The sequence below is a fragment of the Microbispora siamensis genome (genome assembly GCF_016863095.1).
Classification (GTDB): Bacteria; Actinomycetota; Actinomycetes; order Streptosporangiales; family Streptosporangiaceae; genus Microbispora; species Microbispora siamensis.
In genome coordinates, this window is the sequence record NZ_BOOF01000016.1 from 21,206 (window position 1) to 37,570 (window position 16,365).

15 protein-coding genes and 1 pseudogene are annotated in these 16,365 nt (G+C 71.2%); 8 read left to right on the forward strand and 8 right to left on the reverse strand.

Going from position 1 to position 16,365, the window contains the following annotated elements; all coding sequences use genetic code 11:
• Positions 1 to 41: 41 nt before the first annotated feature.
• Together Msi02_RS15720 and Msi02_RS15725 are read right to left on the reverse strand one after the other, a co-directional pair.
• Positions 42 to 668, reverse strand: a complete 627-nt coding sequence (locus Msi02_RS15720) for a response regulator (RefSeq protein WP_204049039.1) — start codon at positions 666 to 668, stop codon at positions 42 to 44.
• Between the two features lie 3 nt (positions 669 to 671).
• A complete protein-coding gene (locus Msi02_RS15725; protein ID WP_204049040.1) occupies positions 672 to 4,883 on the reverse strand; it encodes a HAMP domain-containing protein in 4,212 nt (1,403 codons plus the stop codon).
• 153 nt (positions 4,884 to 5,036) lie between these two features.
• Here Msi02_RS15725 and Msi02_RS15730 point away from each other — a divergent pair, with 153 nt between their 5' ends.
• On the forward strand, positions 5,037 to 6,575 hold the full coding sequence (locus Msi02_RS15730; RefSeq protein ID WP_204049041.1) for a PP2C family protein-serine/threonine phosphatase: 1,539 nt from the start codon (positions 5,037 to 5,039) through the stop codon (positions 6,573 to 6,575).
• On the opposite strand, the gene Msi02_RS15735 is transcribed toward Msi02_RS15730, so the two are convergent.
• Positions 6,572 to 8,362 carry a S9 family peptidase gene (locus tag Msi02_RS15735; RefSeq protein WP_204049042.1) on the reverse strand — a complete coding sequence of 597 codons (1,791 nt, stop codon included), beginning with the start codon at positions 8,360 to 8,362 and terminating at the stop codon, positions 6,572 to 6,574. The genes Msi02_RS15730 and Msi02_RS15735 overlap by 4 nt on opposite strands.
• Positions 8,363 to 8,471: 109 nt before the next feature.
• Positions 8,472 to 9,461, reverse strand: coding sequence for a helix-turn-helix transcriptional regulator (locus Msi02_RS15740; protein WP_204049043.1), 990 nt, complete (start codon positions 9,459 to 9,461; stop codon positions 8,472 to 8,474).
• On the opposite strand from Msi02_RS15740, the gene Msi02_RS15745 reads away from it, so the two are divergent.
• A complete protein-coding gene (locus Msi02_RS15745; protein ID WP_204049044.1) occupies positions 9,430 to 10,056 on the forward strand; it encodes a hypothetical protein in 627 nt (208 codons plus the stop codon). The genes Msi02_RS15740 and Msi02_RS15745 overlap by 32 nt on opposite strands.
• A gap of 278 nt (positions 10,057 to 10,334) precedes the next feature.
• On the opposite strand, the pseudogene Msi02_RS15750 reads toward Msi02_RS15745, so the two are convergent.
• Positions 10,335 to 10,659: pseudogene (locus Msi02_RS15750) on the reverse strand (transposase).
• A gap of 22 nt (positions 10,660 to 10,681) precedes the next feature.
• Between Msi02_RS15750 and Msi02_RS15755 the strand changes: the two are divergent.
• Together Msi02_RS15755 and Msi02_RS15760 are read left to right on the forward strand one after the other, a co-directional pair.
• Positions 10,682 to 11,878: an RNA-guided endonuclease InsQ/TnpB family protein gene (locus Msi02_RS15755; protein WP_204049086.1), complete on the forward strand. Its 1,197-nt coding sequence runs from the start codon at positions 10,682 to 10,684 to the stop codon at positions 11,876 to 11,878.
• Between the two features lie 59 nt (positions 11,879 to 11,937).
• Entirely contained in the window at positions 11,938 to 12,285 is a 348-nt protein-coding gene (locus tag Msi02_RS15760; protein WP_239108440.1) for an FtsX-like permease family protein, read from the forward strand.
• Positions 12,286 to 12,304: 19 nt separating this feature from the next.
• On the opposite strand, the gene Msi02_RS15765 is transcribed toward Msi02_RS15760, so the two are convergent.
• Positions 12,305 to 13,120, reverse strand: coding sequence for a putative RNA methyltransferase (locus tag Msi02_RS15765; RefSeq protein WP_204049045.1), 816 nt, complete (start codon positions 13,118 to 13,120; stop codon positions 12,305 to 12,307).
• A 118-nt stretch (positions 13,121 to 13,238) separates the two neighbouring features.
• Here Msi02_RS15765 and Msi02_RS15770 point away from each other — a divergent pair, with 118 nt between their 5' ends.
• From Msi02_RS15770 to Msi02_RS15785, 4 genes are all read left to right on the forward strand, one after another.
• Positions 13,239 to 13,385: a hypothetical protein gene (locus Msi02_RS15770; protein WP_179155103.1), complete on the forward strand. Its 147-nt coding sequence runs from the start codon at positions 13,239 to 13,241 to the stop codon at positions 13,383 to 13,385.
• Between the two features lie 93 nt (positions 13,386 to 13,478).
• Positions 13,479 to 14,150, forward strand: a complete 672-nt coding sequence (locus Msi02_RS15775; RefSeq protein WP_239108441.1) for an MBL fold metallo-hydrolase — start codon at positions 13,479 to 13,481, stop codon at positions 14,148 to 14,150.
• Positions 14,151 to 14,203: 53 nt separating this feature from the next.
• A complete protein-coding gene (locus Msi02_RS15780) occupies positions 14,204 to 14,470 on the forward strand; it encodes an AbrB/MazE/SpoVT family DNA-binding domain-containing protein (protein ID WP_204049047.1) in 267 nt (88 codons plus the stop codon).
• On the forward strand, positions 14,467 to 14,886 hold the full coding sequence (locus Msi02_RS15785; protein ID WP_204049048.1) for a type II toxin-antitoxin system VapC family toxin: 420 nt from the start codon (positions 14,467 to 14,469) through the stop codon (positions 14,884 to 14,886). The genes Msi02_RS15780 and Msi02_RS15785 overlap by 4 nt, the downstream gene beginning before the upstream one ends.
• Positions 14,887 to 14,901: 15 nt before the next feature.
• On the opposite strand, the gene Msi02_RS15790 is transcribed toward Msi02_RS15785, so the two are convergent.
• Together Msi02_RS15790 and Msi02_RS43985 are read right to left on the reverse strand one after the other, a co-directional pair.
• Positions 14,902 to 16,131, reverse strand: coding sequence for an MFS transporter (locus Msi02_RS15790; RefSeq protein ID WP_239108442.1), 1,230 nt, complete (start codon positions 16,129 to 16,131; stop codon positions 14,902 to 14,904).
• A gap of 104 nt (positions 16,132 to 16,235) precedes the next feature.
• Positions 16,236 to 16,361, reverse strand: coding sequence for a hypothetical protein (locus Msi02_RS43985; protein ID WP_275414145.1), 126 nt, complete (start codon positions 16,359 to 16,361; stop codon positions 16,236 to 16,238).
• Positions 16,362 to 16,365 lie beyond the last annotated feature (4 nt).

Consider the following 16,365-nt stretch of genomic DNA (forward strand, 5'->3'; position numbering starts at 1 on the left):
CCCGCGACCGGCCGCGTCTGAGCCGGTCGCGGGGTGTGGTGTCAGCCGAGGGCGTCGAAGCCGGCCCGCAGATGGGAGACGCGCTCGCTCAGTTCGGCGACGGCGCCGTTCAGGGGCCGGTCGCCGGACTTGTCCGCCAGCTCCTGCACTCGCCGTAGCTCGTCCTCGACGGCGGTGACGCGACCGGCCAGTTCGGCCAGTACGGAGGCGTGGTCGCCGCCGCGCGGCAACTCGTTCGACAGGCGATCGCGCAGCAGCGCCGCCTGCTCGGTGAGCCGCCGGTTCATCGTGTACAGCTCCACGAACACGGCGACCTTGGCGCGCAGCACCCAGGGGTCGAACGGTTTGGTGAGGTAGTCCACCGCCCCGGCGGCGTACCCCCGGAAGGCGTAGTCGGGGGCGCTGTCGACCACGGTCAGGAAGATGATCGGGATGTTCCTGGTGCGCTCTCTCCGTTTGATGTGCGCGGCGGTCTCGAAGCCGTCCATGCCCGGCATGCGCACGTCGAGCAGGATCAGCGCGAAATCGGTCGACAGGAGGGCCTTCAGCGCCTCCTCTCCGGACCGGGCCCGTACGGGCACGACGTCGAGCGAGCTGAGGATCGCCTCCAAGGCGATCAGGTTCTCCTCGCGGTCGTCGACCAGCAGGACCCTGGCGCGGTCAGGCATCGATCATGCCTCCTGGGAGTCTCGGGACTCTGGGGACGGCACGCCCCTCGTTCGTTCTGTGCCCCCGTTGCGGCCGCGCATGAGCCATCCGCGCAGCCGTTCGAGCAGGCGGTCGACGTCGACGGGCTTGGGCACGTAGTCGGAGGCGCCCGACGCGATGCTCTTCTCGCGGTCTCCCCGCATGACCTTCGCCGTCAGCGCGATGATCGGCAGGTCGGCGAACTGCGGCATCGTGCGGATCGCCGAGGTCGTGGCCCAGCCGTCCATCTCGGGCATCATGATGTCCATCAGCACGAGCGCCACGTCCTCGTTGCGTTCGAGCTGCTCGATGCCCTCGCGGCCGTTCTCGGCGTACACGACGGTCGAGCCGTGCCGCTCCAGCACGCTGGTCAGCGCGAAGACGTTGCGGATGTCGTCGTCCACGATGAGGATCTTGGCGCCGGACAGCGGGTCGTCCCCCTGCCAGTCGTGGCCGTCCACGAGCGGCGCGTACTGGGGGACCGGCAGGTCGGTCGGGAGGGGGATCTCCGGGAGGATGTCCTTGATGTGCAGGTCGGGCACCTCGGCGTCCCGGCCCTCCGGCTCCAGAGGCGTGGCGATCGCGCCGCCGTCGGGCGCGGCGAGCGGCCCGGAGTAGTTCGGGGGCAGGTACAGCGTGAAGGTGCTGCCCTCTCCGGGGGCGCTCTGCACGTGGATCTCACCGCCGAGGAGGCGGGCGATCTCCCGGCAGATCGACAGGCCGAGGCCGGTGCCGCCGTACTTGCGGCTGGTCGTGCCGTCGGCCTGGCGGAACTGCTCGAAGATCACTTCGAGCTTGTCCGGCGCGATGCCGATGCCGGTGTCCACGACCCTGAAGGCCAGCATGTCCTCCTGCGAGCCCTGCAGCTTCTCGTCCACGTACGGCACGTCGGCCGGCGCGTGGGTGACCTCCAGCCTGACCTCGCCCTCGTGGGTGAACTTCACCGCGTTGGACAGCAGGTTGCGCAGCACCTGCTGGAGCCGCTGCTCGTCGCTGCGCAGTTCGTTCGGCACGGAGGGATCGACCTGGACCGTGAACGACAGGCCCTTGTCCTGCGCGAGCGGCGCGAAGGTGGCCTCCATGTAGTCGACCAGCGCGGACAGCGACATCGCCTGCGGGTGGATGTCCATGCGGCCGGCCTCGACCTTGGACAGGTCGAGGATGTCGTTGATCAGCTGCAGCAGCGCCGATCCGGCGTCGTGGATCGTCCGGGCGAACTCGACCTGCTGCGGCGTCAGGTTGCCCTCGGCGTTCTCCGTCAGCAGCTTCGCGAGCACGAGCAGGCTGTTCAGCGGGGTGCGCAGCTCGTGGGACATGTTCGCCAGGAACTCGGACTTGTAGCGCGAGGACACCGCGAGCTGCTCGGCCCGCTCCTCCAGCGTCCGCCGGGCCTGCTCGATCTGGAAGTTCTGGATCTCGATGGCGCGGTTCTGCTTGGCCAGCAGCGCTGCCTTGTCCTCCAGCTCGGCGTTGGACCGGCGCAGCTCCTCCTGCTGGCGCTGGAGCTCGTCGGAGCGCTCCTGCAGCTCGATCGCGAGCCGCTGCGACTCGGTGAGCAGGTCCTCGGTCCGGGAGTTGGCCATGATCGTGTTGATCGTGACGCCGATGGTCTCGACGAGCTGGGTGAGGAACGCCAGGTGCACCTCGCTGAACTGCCTGAACGAGGCCATCTCCAGGACGCCGAGCACCTTGTTCTCGAAGAGGATCGGCAGCACGACGATCTGCGCCGGGTTCGACCGGCTGAGCCCGGTCTCGACCGTGATCGAGTCGACCGGCACGTTCTCCAGGATGATCTGCTTGGCCTCCAGGGCGGCCTGGCCGATGATCCCCTCGCCCAGCTCGAAGTTCGGCTTGGGGGACGAGCCCGGCTGGATGCCGTACCCGGCGATGAGGTTGAGCCGGCCGTCGTCGTAGAGGTAGCAGGCGCCGTGGCTGGCCGAGACGAGCGGGGTGAGCTCGCTCATGATCAGCCGGGCGACCTCCATCAGGTCGCGGTGGCCCTGCATCAGGCGGGAGATCCGGGCCAGGTTGGACTTGAGCCAGTCCTGCTCCTGGTTGGTCTTGGTCGTCTCGCGCAGGGTGGCGACCATCGTGTTGATGTTGTCCTTGAGCTGGGCCAGCTCGCCCGGCGCCTCCACCGTGATCGACCGGGTGAGGTCGCCCCTGGCGACCGCGCTGGTCACCTCGGCGATCGCGCGCACCTGCGTGGTCAGGTTGCCGGCCAGTTCGTTCACGCTCTCGGTGAGCCGCTTCCAGGTGCCCTCGACGCCCTCGACGCGGGCCTGGCCGCCGAGCTGGCCCTCGGAGCCGACCTCGCGGGCGACGCGGGTGACCTCGGAGGCGAAGGACGACAGCTGGTCGACCATGGTGTTCATGGTGCTCTTGAGCTCGAGGATCTCGCCCTGGGCGTCGACGTCGATCTTGCGCGTCAGGTCGCCGTTGGCGACGGCGGTGGTGACCTGGGCGATGTTGCGCACCTGATAGGTGAAGTTGTTCGCCATCGAGTTGACGTTGTCGGTGAGGTCCTTCCAGACGCCCGACACGCCGGGGACGCGCGCCTGGCCGCCCAGCCGTCCCTCGGTGCCGACCTCGCGGGCGACGCGGGTCACCTCGTCGGCGAAGGCGGAAAGCTGGTCCACCATCGTGTTCATCGTGTCCTTGAGCTCCAGGATCTCTCCCTGGGCGTCCACGGTGATCTTCTTGGACAGGTTGCCCTGCGCCACGGCGGTGGAGACGACGGCGATCTGACGGATCTGCGACGTCAGGTTGTTCGCCATGAAGTTGACGTTGTCGGTGAGGTCCTTCCAGATGCCCGACACGCCGCGCACCTGCGCCTGGCCGCCCAGCCGTCCCTCGGTGCCGACCTCTCGGGCGACGCGGGTGACCTCGGAGGCGAAGGACGACAGCTGGTCGACCATGGTGTTCATGGTGCTCTTGAGTTCGAGCATCTCGCCCTGGGCGTCGACGTCGATCTTGCGGGTGAAGTCGCCGTTGGCGACGGCGGTGGTGACCTGGGCGATGTTGCGCACCTGGTAGGTCAGGTTGTTGGCCATCGAGTTGACGTTGTCGGTGAGGTCCTTCCAGACCCCCGACACGCCCTTGACCTCGGCGCGGCCGCCCAGCTTGCCCTCGGTGCCGACCTCTCGGGCGACGCGGGTCACCTCGTCGGCGAACGCCGAGAGCTGGTCGACCATCGTGTTGAGGGTCTCCTTGAGCTCCAGGATCTCGCCCTGGGCGTCCACCGTGATCTTCCTGGACAGATCGCCCTTGGCCACGGCGGTGGAGACGACGGCGATCTGCCGCACCTGCGAGGTCAGGTTGTTGGCCATGAAGTTGACGTTGTCGGTGAGGTCCTTCCAGACCCCCGACACGCCGCGCACCTGCGCCTGGCCGCCCAGCTTGCCCTCGGTGCCGACCTCGCGGGCCACCCGGGTGACCTCCTCGGCGAACGCCGAGAGCTGGTCGACCATCGTGTTGACGGTGTGCTTCAGCTCCAGCATCTCGCCGACGGCGTCGACGGTGACCTTGCGGCTCAGGTCGCCTCGCGCGACCCCCGTCGTCACCTCGGCGATGTCGCGGACCTGTGCGGAGACGCGGTCGGACATCGTGTTGACGGCCTCGGTGAGGTCGCGCCAGCTTCCCGACATGCCCCGCAGGTTGGCCCGGCCGCCCAGCTTGCCCTCGGTGCCGAGGTCGCGGGTGACCCGCGTCACCTCCGAGGTGAACAGCGAGAGCTGGTCGACCATGCCGTTGATGGCCTTGCCCAGGCGGCGTACCTCGCCCCGGGCAGCGCGGTCCACGTCGATCCGGCGGGACAGGTCGCCCTTGGCCACCGCGTCGATCACGTCGGCGGCGCCGCTGACCGGTGTCACGATGGCGTCGATGAGGTCGTTGACCGAGCCCACGCTCTCCGCCCACGCGCCGACGCCCGGCCCGGGGCTCAGCCGTTCGGTGAAACGGCCCTCCTTGACGATCTCGCGGCGCACCCGGGCCAGCTCGTTGGCCAGGTGTTCGCGCCGGTCGGCCACTTCGTTGAGCAGCAGCCGGATCTCGCTGAGGATTCCCGGCGGGGCGTGCGAGACGCGGCGGCGGAAGTCGCCGTCTCGCCATGTGATGAGCGTCTCCAGGAAGGGCACGAGATCGGATTCGCGATAGACCCGTTCGGTCCCGGCCAGCTCGGCGTTGGCGGGCGACATTTAGCCTCCTTTACCCCGACGGGGCTGACGCGACCAAGGCGTTGGGCCTCATACGGCCTGTCCAGCCGTGGACTCCATGCCAGTCTGTCACGTTCCGTGGGGTGCGGGGCCCCCTTGCTTGACCCGAGGTCAGGCGAAAGTGTGGTAAGCACAATGGTGGTGACAACTACCCCTCGAGCCGTCCTGGCGGCGTCCTTCACGCCGGGTGAGACGGCCGTACCCGAAGTGCAGCGGTTCACGCGCGAGGTGATGACGGCGTGGGCCGCGCTGTCGGTGTACCCCGAGGCCGAACGCCTGGTGGGCGAACTGGTCGCGGAGGCCGTCGACGCGCCCTTCGAGGTCGTGTGGCTGCACCACGGCGAGTCCATCCAGGTGGAGGTGCGGGAGAAGACGGACGGCCAGGACTTCGGGCCGCCGGCCGACGCCGTCACGTGGGGCGTCACGTTCACGTCGTCGCTGCGCACCCGCTGGGCCCGGCTGGAACTGCCGGGCGGGGAGCCGGTGCAGAGCGACGAATGGCTGCTCGAGGCCGCGCACGGCCCGGGCTGGCTGGGCTTCCTCGCGGACGCGAGCGACCTGCTCGCGGGCACGCTCAACCCGGAGATGGTGCCGGCGATCATCGCGCAGATCGTGGTGCCGCGCCTGGCGAGCTGGTGCGCCGTCTACACCGACCAGGACGGGCTGGGGGAGCTGCGGCCCGCCTACCTCTGGCACGCGGACGAGACGCAGATCGACGCCATGCGCGACGAGCTGGAGGAGATCGCGCTGCCGGGGGACGACGACCCCGCCGTGCTGCCGATGAGCGACTGGCAGGCGCTGGCCTACCCGCTGACCGCGCGGGGGCGGCGGCTCGGCGTGATGTGCCTGGGCCGGCGCGACCGCTTCCCCGACGAGGCCATGCAGATCGCCGAGGATCTCAGCAGGCGCGCGGCGCTCGCGCTCGACAACGCCCGCCTGTACGCGCAGCAGGCGGCGGCCAACCGGGCGCTGCAGCGCAGCCTCCTGCCGCCGGACGAGCCCACGACCCCCGGGCTCGACTTCCATGTCATCTACGAGCCGGCCGGGGAGAACAACGAGGTCGGCGGCGACTTCTACGACCTGTTCCCGATCGCGGACGGGGTCTGGCGCTTCGCGATCGGCGACGTCTGCGGCACCGGGCCCGAGGCCGCCGCGGTCACCGGACTGGCCCGTCACACGCTCCGGCTGCTCGCCCGCGAGGGGTACGGCGTGGCCGCCGTCGTGGGCCGGCTCAACCAGGCCATCCTGGAGGAGGGGGAGCGCGCCCGCTTCCTGACACTGCTGCACGGCCAGATCACGGTGGTGCCGGAAGGCCTCGACATCCGCCTCGTCTCGGCCGGGCACCCGGAGGCGCTGCGGCTGCGGCCGAACGGCCTCGTCGAGGTCGTCGCCTCGCCGCAGTCGCTGCTCGGTGTGTTCCCCGAGGCGAAGTTCCAGGAGGACAGCCTGCGGCTCGCCCCCGGCGACGTGCTGCTGGGCGTGACCGACGGGGTCACCGAGCGGCGGTCGGGCGACCGGCTGCTCGACGACGACGGCGGCCTGGCCAAGCTGCTGGAGGAGTGCGTGGATCTGTCCGCCCGCGCGGTGGCCGAGCGCATCCGCCGCGCCGTGCAGGACTTCGCGCCCGAGCCGAGCGCGGACGACCTGGCCATCCTCGTCCTGCGCGCGCCCTAGACACCCCCTATGGCCCGGACGGCGAAGTCGATGGCCGCGGCCATCTGGTGCACCCGCTCCTCCACCATCGGCGTGCCCGGTCCGGTGTCGTACCGGTAGACGGAGGCCTCCCTGCCGTGGTCCGCCAGGGCCCGCACGTAGTGCTCGACCTGCCGCGCCGGGCAGCGTGGGTCGTTCGCCCCCGTGAGGATCAGCAGCGGGGCCTCCACCATGTCGGCGTAGGTGATCGGGGAGGACGCGGCGTACCGCTCGGGCACCTCGGCCGGGGAGCCGCCCAGCAGCGCCCGGTGCGCCGCGCGCAGGCTTTCTGCCTCGTCCTCGTACGCCGCCGCGTGGTCGGCGATGGGCACGGCGGCGATCCCCGCCGCCCACGACTTCGGCTGGGTGCCGAGCGCCAGCAGGGTCAGGTAACCGCCCCACGCCGTGCCGGCGAGCACGAGGCGGTCGGGGTCGGCGATGCCGCGCTCCACCGCCCAGTCGCGCACCGCCGCCACGTCGGCCAGCTCGATGTGGCCGACCTCGCCGCGCAGGGCTTCGCGCCAGGCCGAGCCGTACCCGGCCGAGCCCCGGTGGTTCACCCGGATCACCGCGAAACCGCTGTCGACCCACGCCGCGACCTGCGGCTGGAACGAGTCGTCGTCCTGGCCGCCCGGGCCGCCGCCGAACCCCGGGAGACCGCTGCGCAGGAGGAACACCGTCGGGTAGGGCGCGGCCACCCGCTCCGGCCGGGAGACGAGGGCGTGGATGCGTCCTCCCGGGCCCTCCACGTCGATGTCCTCCAGCGGCACGGACGGCGGCGGCGTGCGTCCGGGGCTGAAGACCACGTGGCCGTTGCTCGACTTGACGACCGGCGGGTGGGCGGCGCTCGACCAGGCGTACTCGACGGTGCCGTCGGGGCGCGGCGCGGCCGCCTCGATCACCCCGTGCGGGCTCTCGATCGGGGTGAGGCCGCCTCCGGCGAGGTCGTAGCGCAGCAGTTCCGTGCGTCCCCGCTGGTTGTGGATGATGAGCAGCGCCCGGCCGTCGTCGTACCAGTCCGCGGAGATCTCGCCGCGCACCCGCAGCCAGATCTCCCGCTGCTCGCCGGTCACCGGGTCCCACACGAGCGGTTCGCGGCGGCCCCGGCGCTCGTGCAGGACGAGCAGGCGCCGGTCGCCGGGGACGGGGGCGAATCTGCCGCCGGTCACGCCCCTGCCCGGTCCGTCGTTCAGTTCGGCGACGGTCGAGCCGTTCGCCCTGACGACCCGTACGGCCGGGTGCAGGACGTCGCCGTGCTCGCTGTGGTTGACGGCGATGAGCGAGCCGTCGAGCGACATGTCGGCGACCGCGGCGTACTCGTCGTGGCGATACACCGTGACCGGCTCGTTTCCGGGCCTGGCCAGCAGGATCTCGAAGCCGTCCCGGGAGGAGCGGCCGACGGCCGCGGTGCCGTCCGAGGCGAGCGCGAGCCCGCAGGGGTGGCCGGGCGGCATGGCCAGGGGCACGTCCGGGCCGCCGTGGAACGGCTGGCGCGACCACACGCCGTGCCCGTCGCCGTCCGTGTCGCCGTGTATGTCGCCGAACCACCAGATCCACTGGCCGGTGGGGTCGATCGCGCCATACCGGGTGCCGTGGGGGCGGTCGGTGACCTGGCGGGTCTGGCCGCTCGACCGGTCCCAGGCGTAGATCTCCCAGCAGCCCGAGGCGGTGCCGCGGTAGACGGCGCGGTGCGGCGCCTGGCGCGCCCAGGTCGGCAGGGTCACCCGCGGTGCCCGGAACCTGGCCTGCCAGCGTTCCTCGGCCTTCATGCCGGCCCTCCCCTGCGCTCCTACGGGGTCGGGTTCAGTATGTCCCGCCAGACGCGACAATGCCTGACAAACAGGCGATGTCGGGCCACGAGTTCGGGCGGTGCGCCGGTCAGGACAGGTCCAGGCCGGCGAGCTGGGCGCGGCTGGCCACGTTGAGCTTCGGAAACGCCCGATAGAGGTGGTAGCTGACGGTCTTCGGGCTGAGGAACAACTGCGCGCCGATCTCCCGGTTGGTCAGACCCCTGGCGGCCAGCCGCACGATCTGCAGCTCCTGCGGGGACAGCGCGGACAGCGCTTCCGTACGGGCGGCCGGGGAGCTGGTGTCACCGGTGGCACGCAGCTCGGTGCGGGCGCGCTCGGCCCACGGACGGGCGCCCAGCCGCTCGAAGGTCTCCCACGCGGCCCGCAGGTGCGGCCGGGCGCTGCCCTTGTCGCGCTCCCTGCGCAGGCGCTCCCCGAAGGCGAGCCTGGTGCGGGCCGCCTCCCAGGGGCGGCCGCTGCCGGCGTGGAGCCGTACGGCGGCGATGAAGTCCTCGTGCGCCCGCTCCCAGTCGCTTTCGAGCAGGGCGCGGCAGCGGTGCAGGACGGCCAGTGCCCAGTCCTGTCCCGACGCCGTCGCCCACTCCTCGAATCGGTGCAATGGCTCGCGCGCGGGCAGCCCGAGCCGTACGGCCGCCTCGATCTGGTCGGGGGCGAAGTAGACGGCCTGGATCTGGTGGCGCACCGGGCCGGTCATGGCGGCGTCGAGCCGGTCAAGAGCCTCGGCGAACCGGCCCTGCCCGAGATCGAGCAGGGCCAGCGCCCACTCGGCCCACGCCAGGCCGTTGACGATGTGGTTGGCGTCGAAGCGGTCGCGCGAGCGGGCGGCCAGTTCGGCGCACCGGTCCGCCTCTCCGCGTACGGCGGCCAGCCACGCCAGCGTGCCCTCCAGGTAGCCCGCCCGGTTGCGCTGCCCGGTGCCGGAGGTGAGCCGCAGGCCCTCGACCGCGGTGGCCTCGGCGTCCCTGAACCTGCCCAGGTACAGCTCGGCGGCGGCGAGCGTGACGTGGACCAGGGGGAGTTTGCCGATGTCGCCCGCGGTCCGGCACTCCGCCGCCATGGCGGCCGAGATGTCGTGCCCGGTCCTGAAGTCGCCGACGAGCGGGGCGACGAAAGCCGCGTTGATCCGCAGGGCGGGGCGGCTGACCGAGGCCGCCGTCGCCGCCGCGGACGCGGGCCAGGCCGGCCGGGCCAAGGAGTTGGTCGAGCGCGCCGCCGCGCTGGTCACCGACCCCCGTTCCCGCGCGCGGCTCTGCGACCTGCGCGCCAGGATCGCGTTCGACGAGGGCGCCCCGCACCTGGCCCACGACCTGCTGATGGCCGGCGCGGAGGAGCTGACCGCGCTCACGACCGCGGAGGGTTCCGACGGGCAGGCGCGGCAGGACCGGATCGCGGCCGGGCTGATGCTGACCGACGCCGCGCGCAACGCCTGGCAGCTCAGCGACCCGGCCAGGGTCGCCGAGGCGGCCGAACGCCTCCACAGACTCGGCCTGCGTCCGGAGGACGGCCTCGATCCCGCCGTCCAGGCCGTGACCGGCGCGTCGGTGCTGCTGCGGCAGGGACCGGCGGAGGGGATCCCCATCATGCGCGACATGGTCGCCAGGGGTGGCCGGATCGCCTCCGGCGCACACACCTTAGCGCGTGGTCCTCGGTGAGCTCGGCGGCCCGTTCCAGTGCGGCGCAGGCCCCGGCGTTGCCGTCGCGCCCCTGGCCGAGCCGCGCGGCCTCGGGGACGACCTGGTCGCTCGCTTCCCCGGCGCGGTGGTGGACCGGGTCTTCCCCGCGCGGCTCTCGGACGGGCCGGCGGCGGTGGGCAGGCCCTGGTCGACCGCTCGTACGGCCCCGCAGGCGCTCGTCGCGGGCCACGCGCCCTCGAGGGACAGCGAGACGGGAAAGCCGATCCGCCGCCAGGCCGGATCGGCGTCGTGGTGGATCAGAGAGGGCGGTTGTGCTGCTCGATGTACTGACGCAGGAGGCTGATCGGTGCGCCGCCCACGCTTCCGGCGAAGTAGGAGCCCGACCATAGCTTGTTGGCCCGGTAGTAGTGGCGGGCCAGTTCGGGGAACTCGGTCCGCATCCGGCGGAAGGACACCCCTTTCAACGAGTTGACGAGGCGGGACAGGGCGACCTTTCTGCTCCATGCGCTCCAGGTGAGCGCCGGTGAACACCGGATGCCGGAACTTGGTCACGAATACCAAGTGGGCGTGCAGGACGAAAACGCAGTGCCTGCCGGTTCTGATGTTCCCATGTTCGGCCATGGACCAATGGCAGGATCATCGTGTGCAGCTCCGGTACAACTACCGCATGTCCCCGACGCCGGGCCAGCGTGTCGCGCTGGCTCGGGCGTTCGGGTGCGCCAGGGTGGTGTTCAACGACGCGCTGCGCGCACGGCAGGACGCTCGGGAGCAGGGCTTGCCGTACATCGCGGATGGGGAGTTGTCCAAGCGGGTCATCACCCAGGCGAAGCTGACCCCGGAACGCTCCTGGCTGGGCGAGGTCTCATCCGTGGTGTTACAGCAGGCGCTTGCCGATCTGAACACCGCCTACCGGAACTTCTTCGCCTCCATCACGGGCAAGCGGAAGGGGCCGAAGGTCGCCCCGCCCCGGTTCCGGTCCAAGAGGGACAACCGGCAGGCGATCCGCTTCACCCGCAACGCCCGGTTCTCGATCACGGCGGGCGGGAAGCTGCGCCTGCCGAAGATCGGCGAGGTGCCGGTTCGCTGGTCGCGCGCCCTGCCCGCCGAACCGTCCTCGGTGACGGTGGTCAAGGACGCAGCCGGCCGATACTTCGCATCCTTTGTGATCGAGGTCGCCGAGCAGCCCCTGCCACAGGTAGAGCCCGAGGCCGGGATCGATCTTGGGCTGTCGGCCTTCGCGGTCCTGTCGAACGGCCGGAAGATCGACTCACCGCGTTTCCTGCGCCGGGCGGAGAAGAAACTCAAGCGGCTCCAGCGGGCGCTGTCCCGCAAAGCCAAGGGGTCGAACAACCGGGCCAAAGCCCGGCAGAAGGTTGCCCGCCAGCACGCGAAGGTCGCCGACGCGCGCCGCGAGTTCCACCACCAGCTGTCCACGAAGCTGATCCGCGACAACCAAGTGGTCTACGTGGAAAACCTGGCGGTCAAGGGACTGGCGCGCACCCGGCTGGCCAAAAGCGTCCACGACGCGGGCTGGTCGCAGTTCGTGACCATGCTGGAGTACAAAGCCCGCTTGTACGGGCGTGCCTTCCACCGGATCGACCGGTGGTTCCCCTCCTCCAAGCTGTGCTCGGAATGCGGGACTGTCCAGCAGTCGATGCCGCTGAACGTCCGGGAGTGGGCCTGCCCCTGTGGGGCGGTCCACGATCGGGACGTCAACGCGGCGAAGAACATCCTGGCCGCCGGACGGGCGGACAGGCTAAACGCCTGTGGAGCGCAGGTAAGACCGGGGCCTGCTCCGGCGCAGCGCGAGGAAGCAGGAAGCCTCAGAGGTGCCGCGTGAACGCGCGGCACGGGCTGAATCCCCGGCCTTCAGCTTCAGGCCGGAGAGCGCGTCAAACCGTGATCGCGCTGGTCAACACGCTGTTGATGGCGGCCTCCGACCGGGCGGCCGAGCGGGGCGGTCTGCGGCTGCTGGGAGCGACGCGGGCGCAGGTGCTGCGATACGTCGTGGCCGAGGCGCTGGCGGTGGTGGCGGTCGGAGTGGTGCTGGGGTTCGCGGCCACGGCGCTCGGCCTGCTGGGGCTGGAGGCGGCCCTGCTGCGCCTGGCCGGGCTGTTCGCCTTCGAGGTGCCCTGGCGGCCGGTCGCCTTGGTGATCGGGATCTGCTTCCTGCTGGGGGCGGTCGCGGCGGTCGCCCCCGCGATCCGCACCATCCGCACCGGGGGCGCGGCGATCCCGCGCTCGTGAACCGCGCTACGCGGGCGTGTCAAGCCGGAGCGGTCCAGCGGGTGACGTGGAAGGACGCGGTCACCGGCACGGGGTCGGGCAGTGCGGCGATCTTCGCGGCCAGTTCCTCCGGGCGCGTGTGCCAGGCGCTCGGGCCCATGCCGACCACCGCCTCGACCTCGTCGTGGCCGAGGGAGAGCGCGATCTCCTCGGTCTCCTCCGCGGCGCGGGCGAAGTGGCCGCCCAGGGTGTCTTCCAGGCGGCGGCCCTTGTCCTCGTCCACGCTCAGCAGGCCGAGGCGCTCGACGAGCGGGCTCAGGTGGCCGGGGCCGGGCGTGACGACGACCAGGGAACCGCCGGGCCGCAGCACCCGGGCGAACTCCTCCGCGTTGCGCGGCGCGAAGACGTTGAGCAGCACGTCCACGCGGTCGTCGCCGACGGGGATCGGCCGCCACACGTCCGCCACCAGGGCGCCGATGCGGGGGTGCGCGCGGGCGGCCCGTTTCAGCGCGTGCTTGGACACGTCGATCGCGATGCCCACCGCGTCGTCGCCGAGCGCCGCGGCCAGGTAGTAACCGGTGCCCGCGCCGGCGTCGGCGACCACGGCGGCGCCCTCGCACATCCGGGCGAGGCGGCGGGCCAGCGGGCCGTAGTGGCCCGCCTCCAGGAAGCGCGCCCGTGCGGCCACCATGGCGGGCGTATCGGCCGTGCCGGCTGGGCGGGTGAGCATGTTCACGTACCCCTGCCGCGCCACGTCGTAGGAGTGGCCGTGCACGCACCTGACCGACCCGCCGGCCAGGTGGACCGCCGTACGGCAGGCCGGGCAGACGAGGTGATCGATGACGTCGGCGAGCACCCGTCCATCATCCACCCCGTGCGGGACTGCGAACCGTCGGCAAGTCGGCTGCAGGAGTACGGCAAGCCGGCGGAGGTCCCATGGACACGCAAGGAGCTTTTCGAAGGGGGAGATCGCGATGACCCGCACCCGCCGCCGCTGCCCGCGCTGCCGTACCGAGCTTGACGAGGGCCCGATCCTCTACCGCTGCGCCCACTGCGAGCGCGCCGTCTACGCGGCCGACCTCGACGTCGACTACACGCCCGTCCAGGCCGGCGCCCGCTGAAACCCGAGTCTCTTCTATCGTGGTGCGATGCCGCATGAGCCGAGAATCGTGGCCGGTGTCGAGATCATCCCGCTTTGCGATGCCGTGGGTCCCATGAAGGAACCGGTCCGCAAGCCGCTGCCCGAGATGTTCGCCGGTGCGGTGTTCGAGCCCGGCGAGGAGTGGGTGCTCCACTTCCACTGCTACCTGCTGCGGGCGGCGGGCCGTACGGTCCTGGTGGACACCGGGATCGGCGGCGCCGGCTCGCCCGCGACCTGGGCGCCCCTGCCCGGCCGCCTCGGCGGGGAACTGGCCGCCGCCGGGGCCGCCCCGGCCGACGTGGACGTCGTCGTGCTGACCCACCTGCACAGCGACCACGCCGGTGGCGCGGTCGCGGACGGCGCTCCCGCCTTCCCGAACGCCCGATACGTCGTGCAGCGGGCGGAGACCGAGTGGGCCGCCGAGCCGGTGCGCGCGCTGATCCTCGACCCTCTGCGGGACCTGCTCGACGTCGTCGACGGCGACGCCGAACCCGTGCCCGGGGTCCGGGTGCTGCACGCGCCCGGCCACACGCCCGGCCACCAGTGCGTCGAGGTGGGAGATCTGGTGATGAGCGGCGACGCCGTGCTCCACCCGGTCCAAGTCGCCGATCCCTCGATCCCCTACGTGTACGACGAGGACCCCGACCTCGCCGTACGGACGCGCGAGGACATCCTCGCCCGGGCCGCCGTCCTCGCCCCCTCCCACTTCCCCGACCCCTTCGTGGGACTCCTGCGGACAATCTGATGGCTTTGCGAATCCGTTTGTGTACGGAGAGTGCTGGTGTTTAGCCTTTACTCATGGCGGTAACGGTAAAGCTCATGGAGGACGCGAACCCGTCAACGCGGAGGGGGCCTGCGCGCATCTCTCGTAAGAACCAGGTCACCCTTCCCGTCTCCCTCCTGCGCAAGCTGGGTCTCGGGCCAGGGGATGCGGTCGATATCGCGGACGAGGACGACCACATCGTGATTCGCCGCCACCGCAGTCGTTTCAAGGGTGTGATAGGAACAATCCCCGGCTTCACGGATGCGGTGGACGTGGAGAACAGCAGGGACAGCTGGCAATGACCAGCCGACCCCTGGTGTTGCTGGACACGAACATCGTGAGCGGATTACTGGATCCTGGGGACGCCCTGCACGTGGACGCGGGCGAGGCTGCTGAAGCATGGGAGGCGCGGGGAGCCTTGTTCGCCATCTCCCTGATCACCTGGAGCGAATGCCGGGTAGGTGCGATCCGGAGGGGGCCAGCAGCGGAGTTGGCTCTGCGAAGGTTTCGGGAAGCTGGTCTTGACGATGTTCTGTTGCCATCTGAGGCCACCGCCGAGGCTGCCGCTCAGATCCGGGCAGGGGACCTCTCGGTACGAGTTCCCGATGCTTTGATCCTCGCGACAGCTCACGAGAGCGGGGCCACGGCGCTTCTCACCGCGGACAAGAAGCTCGCCAAGATTTCGCCGGGTCTGGTCGAACTCATACGGCCCTCATAGCGTCGGCAGCTTCCGTCAGGCGGGGGCAGGGGCGGGGGCGGGGTGAAGGGTGGCGCGGCGGCGGGCGCGGGCGCGATAGCGGATCACCTGTACGGCCCCGAGCAGCCAGATCGGATACTGCACGGCGAATGCCCAGCGGAAGTCGCTCTGCAGGTCCATGACGACCCCGACGAGCGCGATCAGGGACATCGAGGCGGCGAAGCCGCCGCCGTTGACGATGCCGGTCGCGACGCCGATGCGCTCGGCCGGGTTGAACGTGCGGGCGTAGTCGAAGCCGACCATCGAGCCCGGGCCGTTCGTGGCGAGGGCCAGCATGAGCAGCCCGAGCGTCCACAGCGGGGCGGGGCCGGGCCACAGGAGGACGAGCGTCCACGCGCCGGCCGTGGCGCCGATGACCGTGAGCACCATCCACGAGCGGCGCAGCGGGAAACGCCCCGCGAGGTGACCGAGCAGCGGCCCGCAGCCCATCGCGAGCAGCGTCAGCGTGGTCAGCAGCACGCCGGCCGTACGCGGGGACAGGCCCTGGCCCTGCACGAGGAAGGGATAGCCCCACAGGATCGTGAAGGCCGCGGACGAGCACTGGGTGGCGGCGTGGGTCCACATCCCGAGGCGGGTGCCCGGCTCCGCCCAGGCCGCCCGCACGCCGAGCGCCGCGGGCGCGCGTTCCGGCCGCCGGTCGCGCAGGAAGAGGCCGACGGCGGCCAGCGCCACCACCCCCAGGCCCGCCGCCCACAGGAAGGTCGGCGTCCAGCCGTACGCGTGCAGCGAGGTGATCAGCGGCACGGCCGACACGACCGCGCCGAACTGGCCCAGGATGCCGGTGAGCTGCACGATCAGCGGGTTGCGGCGGGCAGGGAACCAGACGTTGACCACCCGGATCACGCTGATGAACGTCATCGCGTCGCCGCAGCCGACCAGCACCCTCCCGGCGACGGCCGCCCCCAGACCGGTGGCGACGGCGAACAGAAGCTGGCCGAGGGCCATGACCGCCGCGCCGATGAGCAGCATGCGCTTGGAACCCAGGCGGTCGACCAGGACGCCGACGGGGATCTGCATGGCCGCGTAGACGAGCAGTTGCAGCATGGCGAGGGTGGACAGCGCCGCCGACCCGACCCCGAACCTCGTCGCCGCGTCGATCCCCGTCACGCCGAGCGACTGGCGGTGGAAGACCGCGACCATGTACGCGAGCACACCGGCGATCCAGTAGATCAGGGCTTTGCGACTGTTCTCACCCGTGTGCACCACGTGGACACATTTTACCGTTATGCACTTCTTGCCCCTTGCGTGACCCCTATGACGCGTGCGCCGGAACGGCAGGGTCACCGTTCCGGCGCACGAGGACGGGAGTGTCAGGCGAGGGCGGGGACCCGCTCCTCCGGTGCCTCCTCGGCCGCGTCCTCGCCGTGCGACAACCGCGGCAGCCAGTCGAGCCAGCGCGGCAGAAGCTCCACGAGCGAGGCTGAATGTCGGTGCATTCCG

What these genes read in the sequence shown, in the direction of transcription:
- Msi02_RS15720 (WP_204049039.1), bottom strand. Translation starts at nt 668, where the DNA reads ATGCCTGACCGCGCCAGGGTCCTGCTGGTCGACGACCGCGAGGAGAAC.
- Msi02_RS15725 (WP_204049040.1), bottom strand. Translation starts at nt 4,883, where the DNA reads ATGTCGCCCGCCAACGCCGAGCTGGCCGGGACCGAACGGGTCTATCGC.
- Msi02_RS15730 (WP_204049041.1), top strand. Translation starts at nt 5,037, where the DNA reads ATGGTGGTGACAACTACCCCTCGAGCCGTCCTGGCGGCGTCCTTCACG.
- Msi02_RS15735 (WP_204049042.1), bottom strand. Translation starts at nt 8,362, where the DNA reads ATGAAGGCCGAGGAACGCTGGCAGGCCAGGTTCCGGGCACCGCGGGTG.
- Msi02_RS15745 (WP_204049044.1), top strand. Translation starts at nt 9,430, where the DNA reads ATGTCGCCCGCGGTCCGGCACTCCGCCGCCATGGCGGCCGAGATGTCG.
- Msi02_RS15740 (WP_204049043.1), bottom strand. Translation starts at nt 9,461, where the DNA reads ATGGCGGCGGAGTGCCGGACCGCGGGCGACATCGGCAAACTCCCCCTG.
- Msi02_RS15770 (WP_179155103.1), top strand. Translation starts at nt 13,239, where the DNA reads ATGACCCGCACCCGCCGCCGCTGCCCGCGCTGCCGTACCGAGCTTGAC.
- Msi02_RS15775 (WP_239108441.1), top strand. Translation starts at nt 13,479, where the DNA reads ATGAAGGAACCGGTCCGCAAGCCGCTGCCCGAGATGTTCGCCGGTGCG.
- Msi02_RS15780 (WP_204049047.1), top strand. Translation starts at nt 14,204, where the DNA reads ATGGCGGTAACGGTAAAGCTCATGGAGGACGCGAACCCGTCAACGCGG.
- Msi02_RS15785 (WP_204049048.1), top strand. Translation starts at nt 14,467, where the DNA reads ATGACCAGCCGACCCCTGGTGTTGCTGGACACGAACATCGTGAGCGGA.
- Msi02_RS43985 (WP_275414145.1), bottom strand. Translation starts at nt 16,361, where the DNA reads ATGCACCGACATTCAGCCTCGCTCGTGGAGCTTCTGCCGCGCTGGCTC.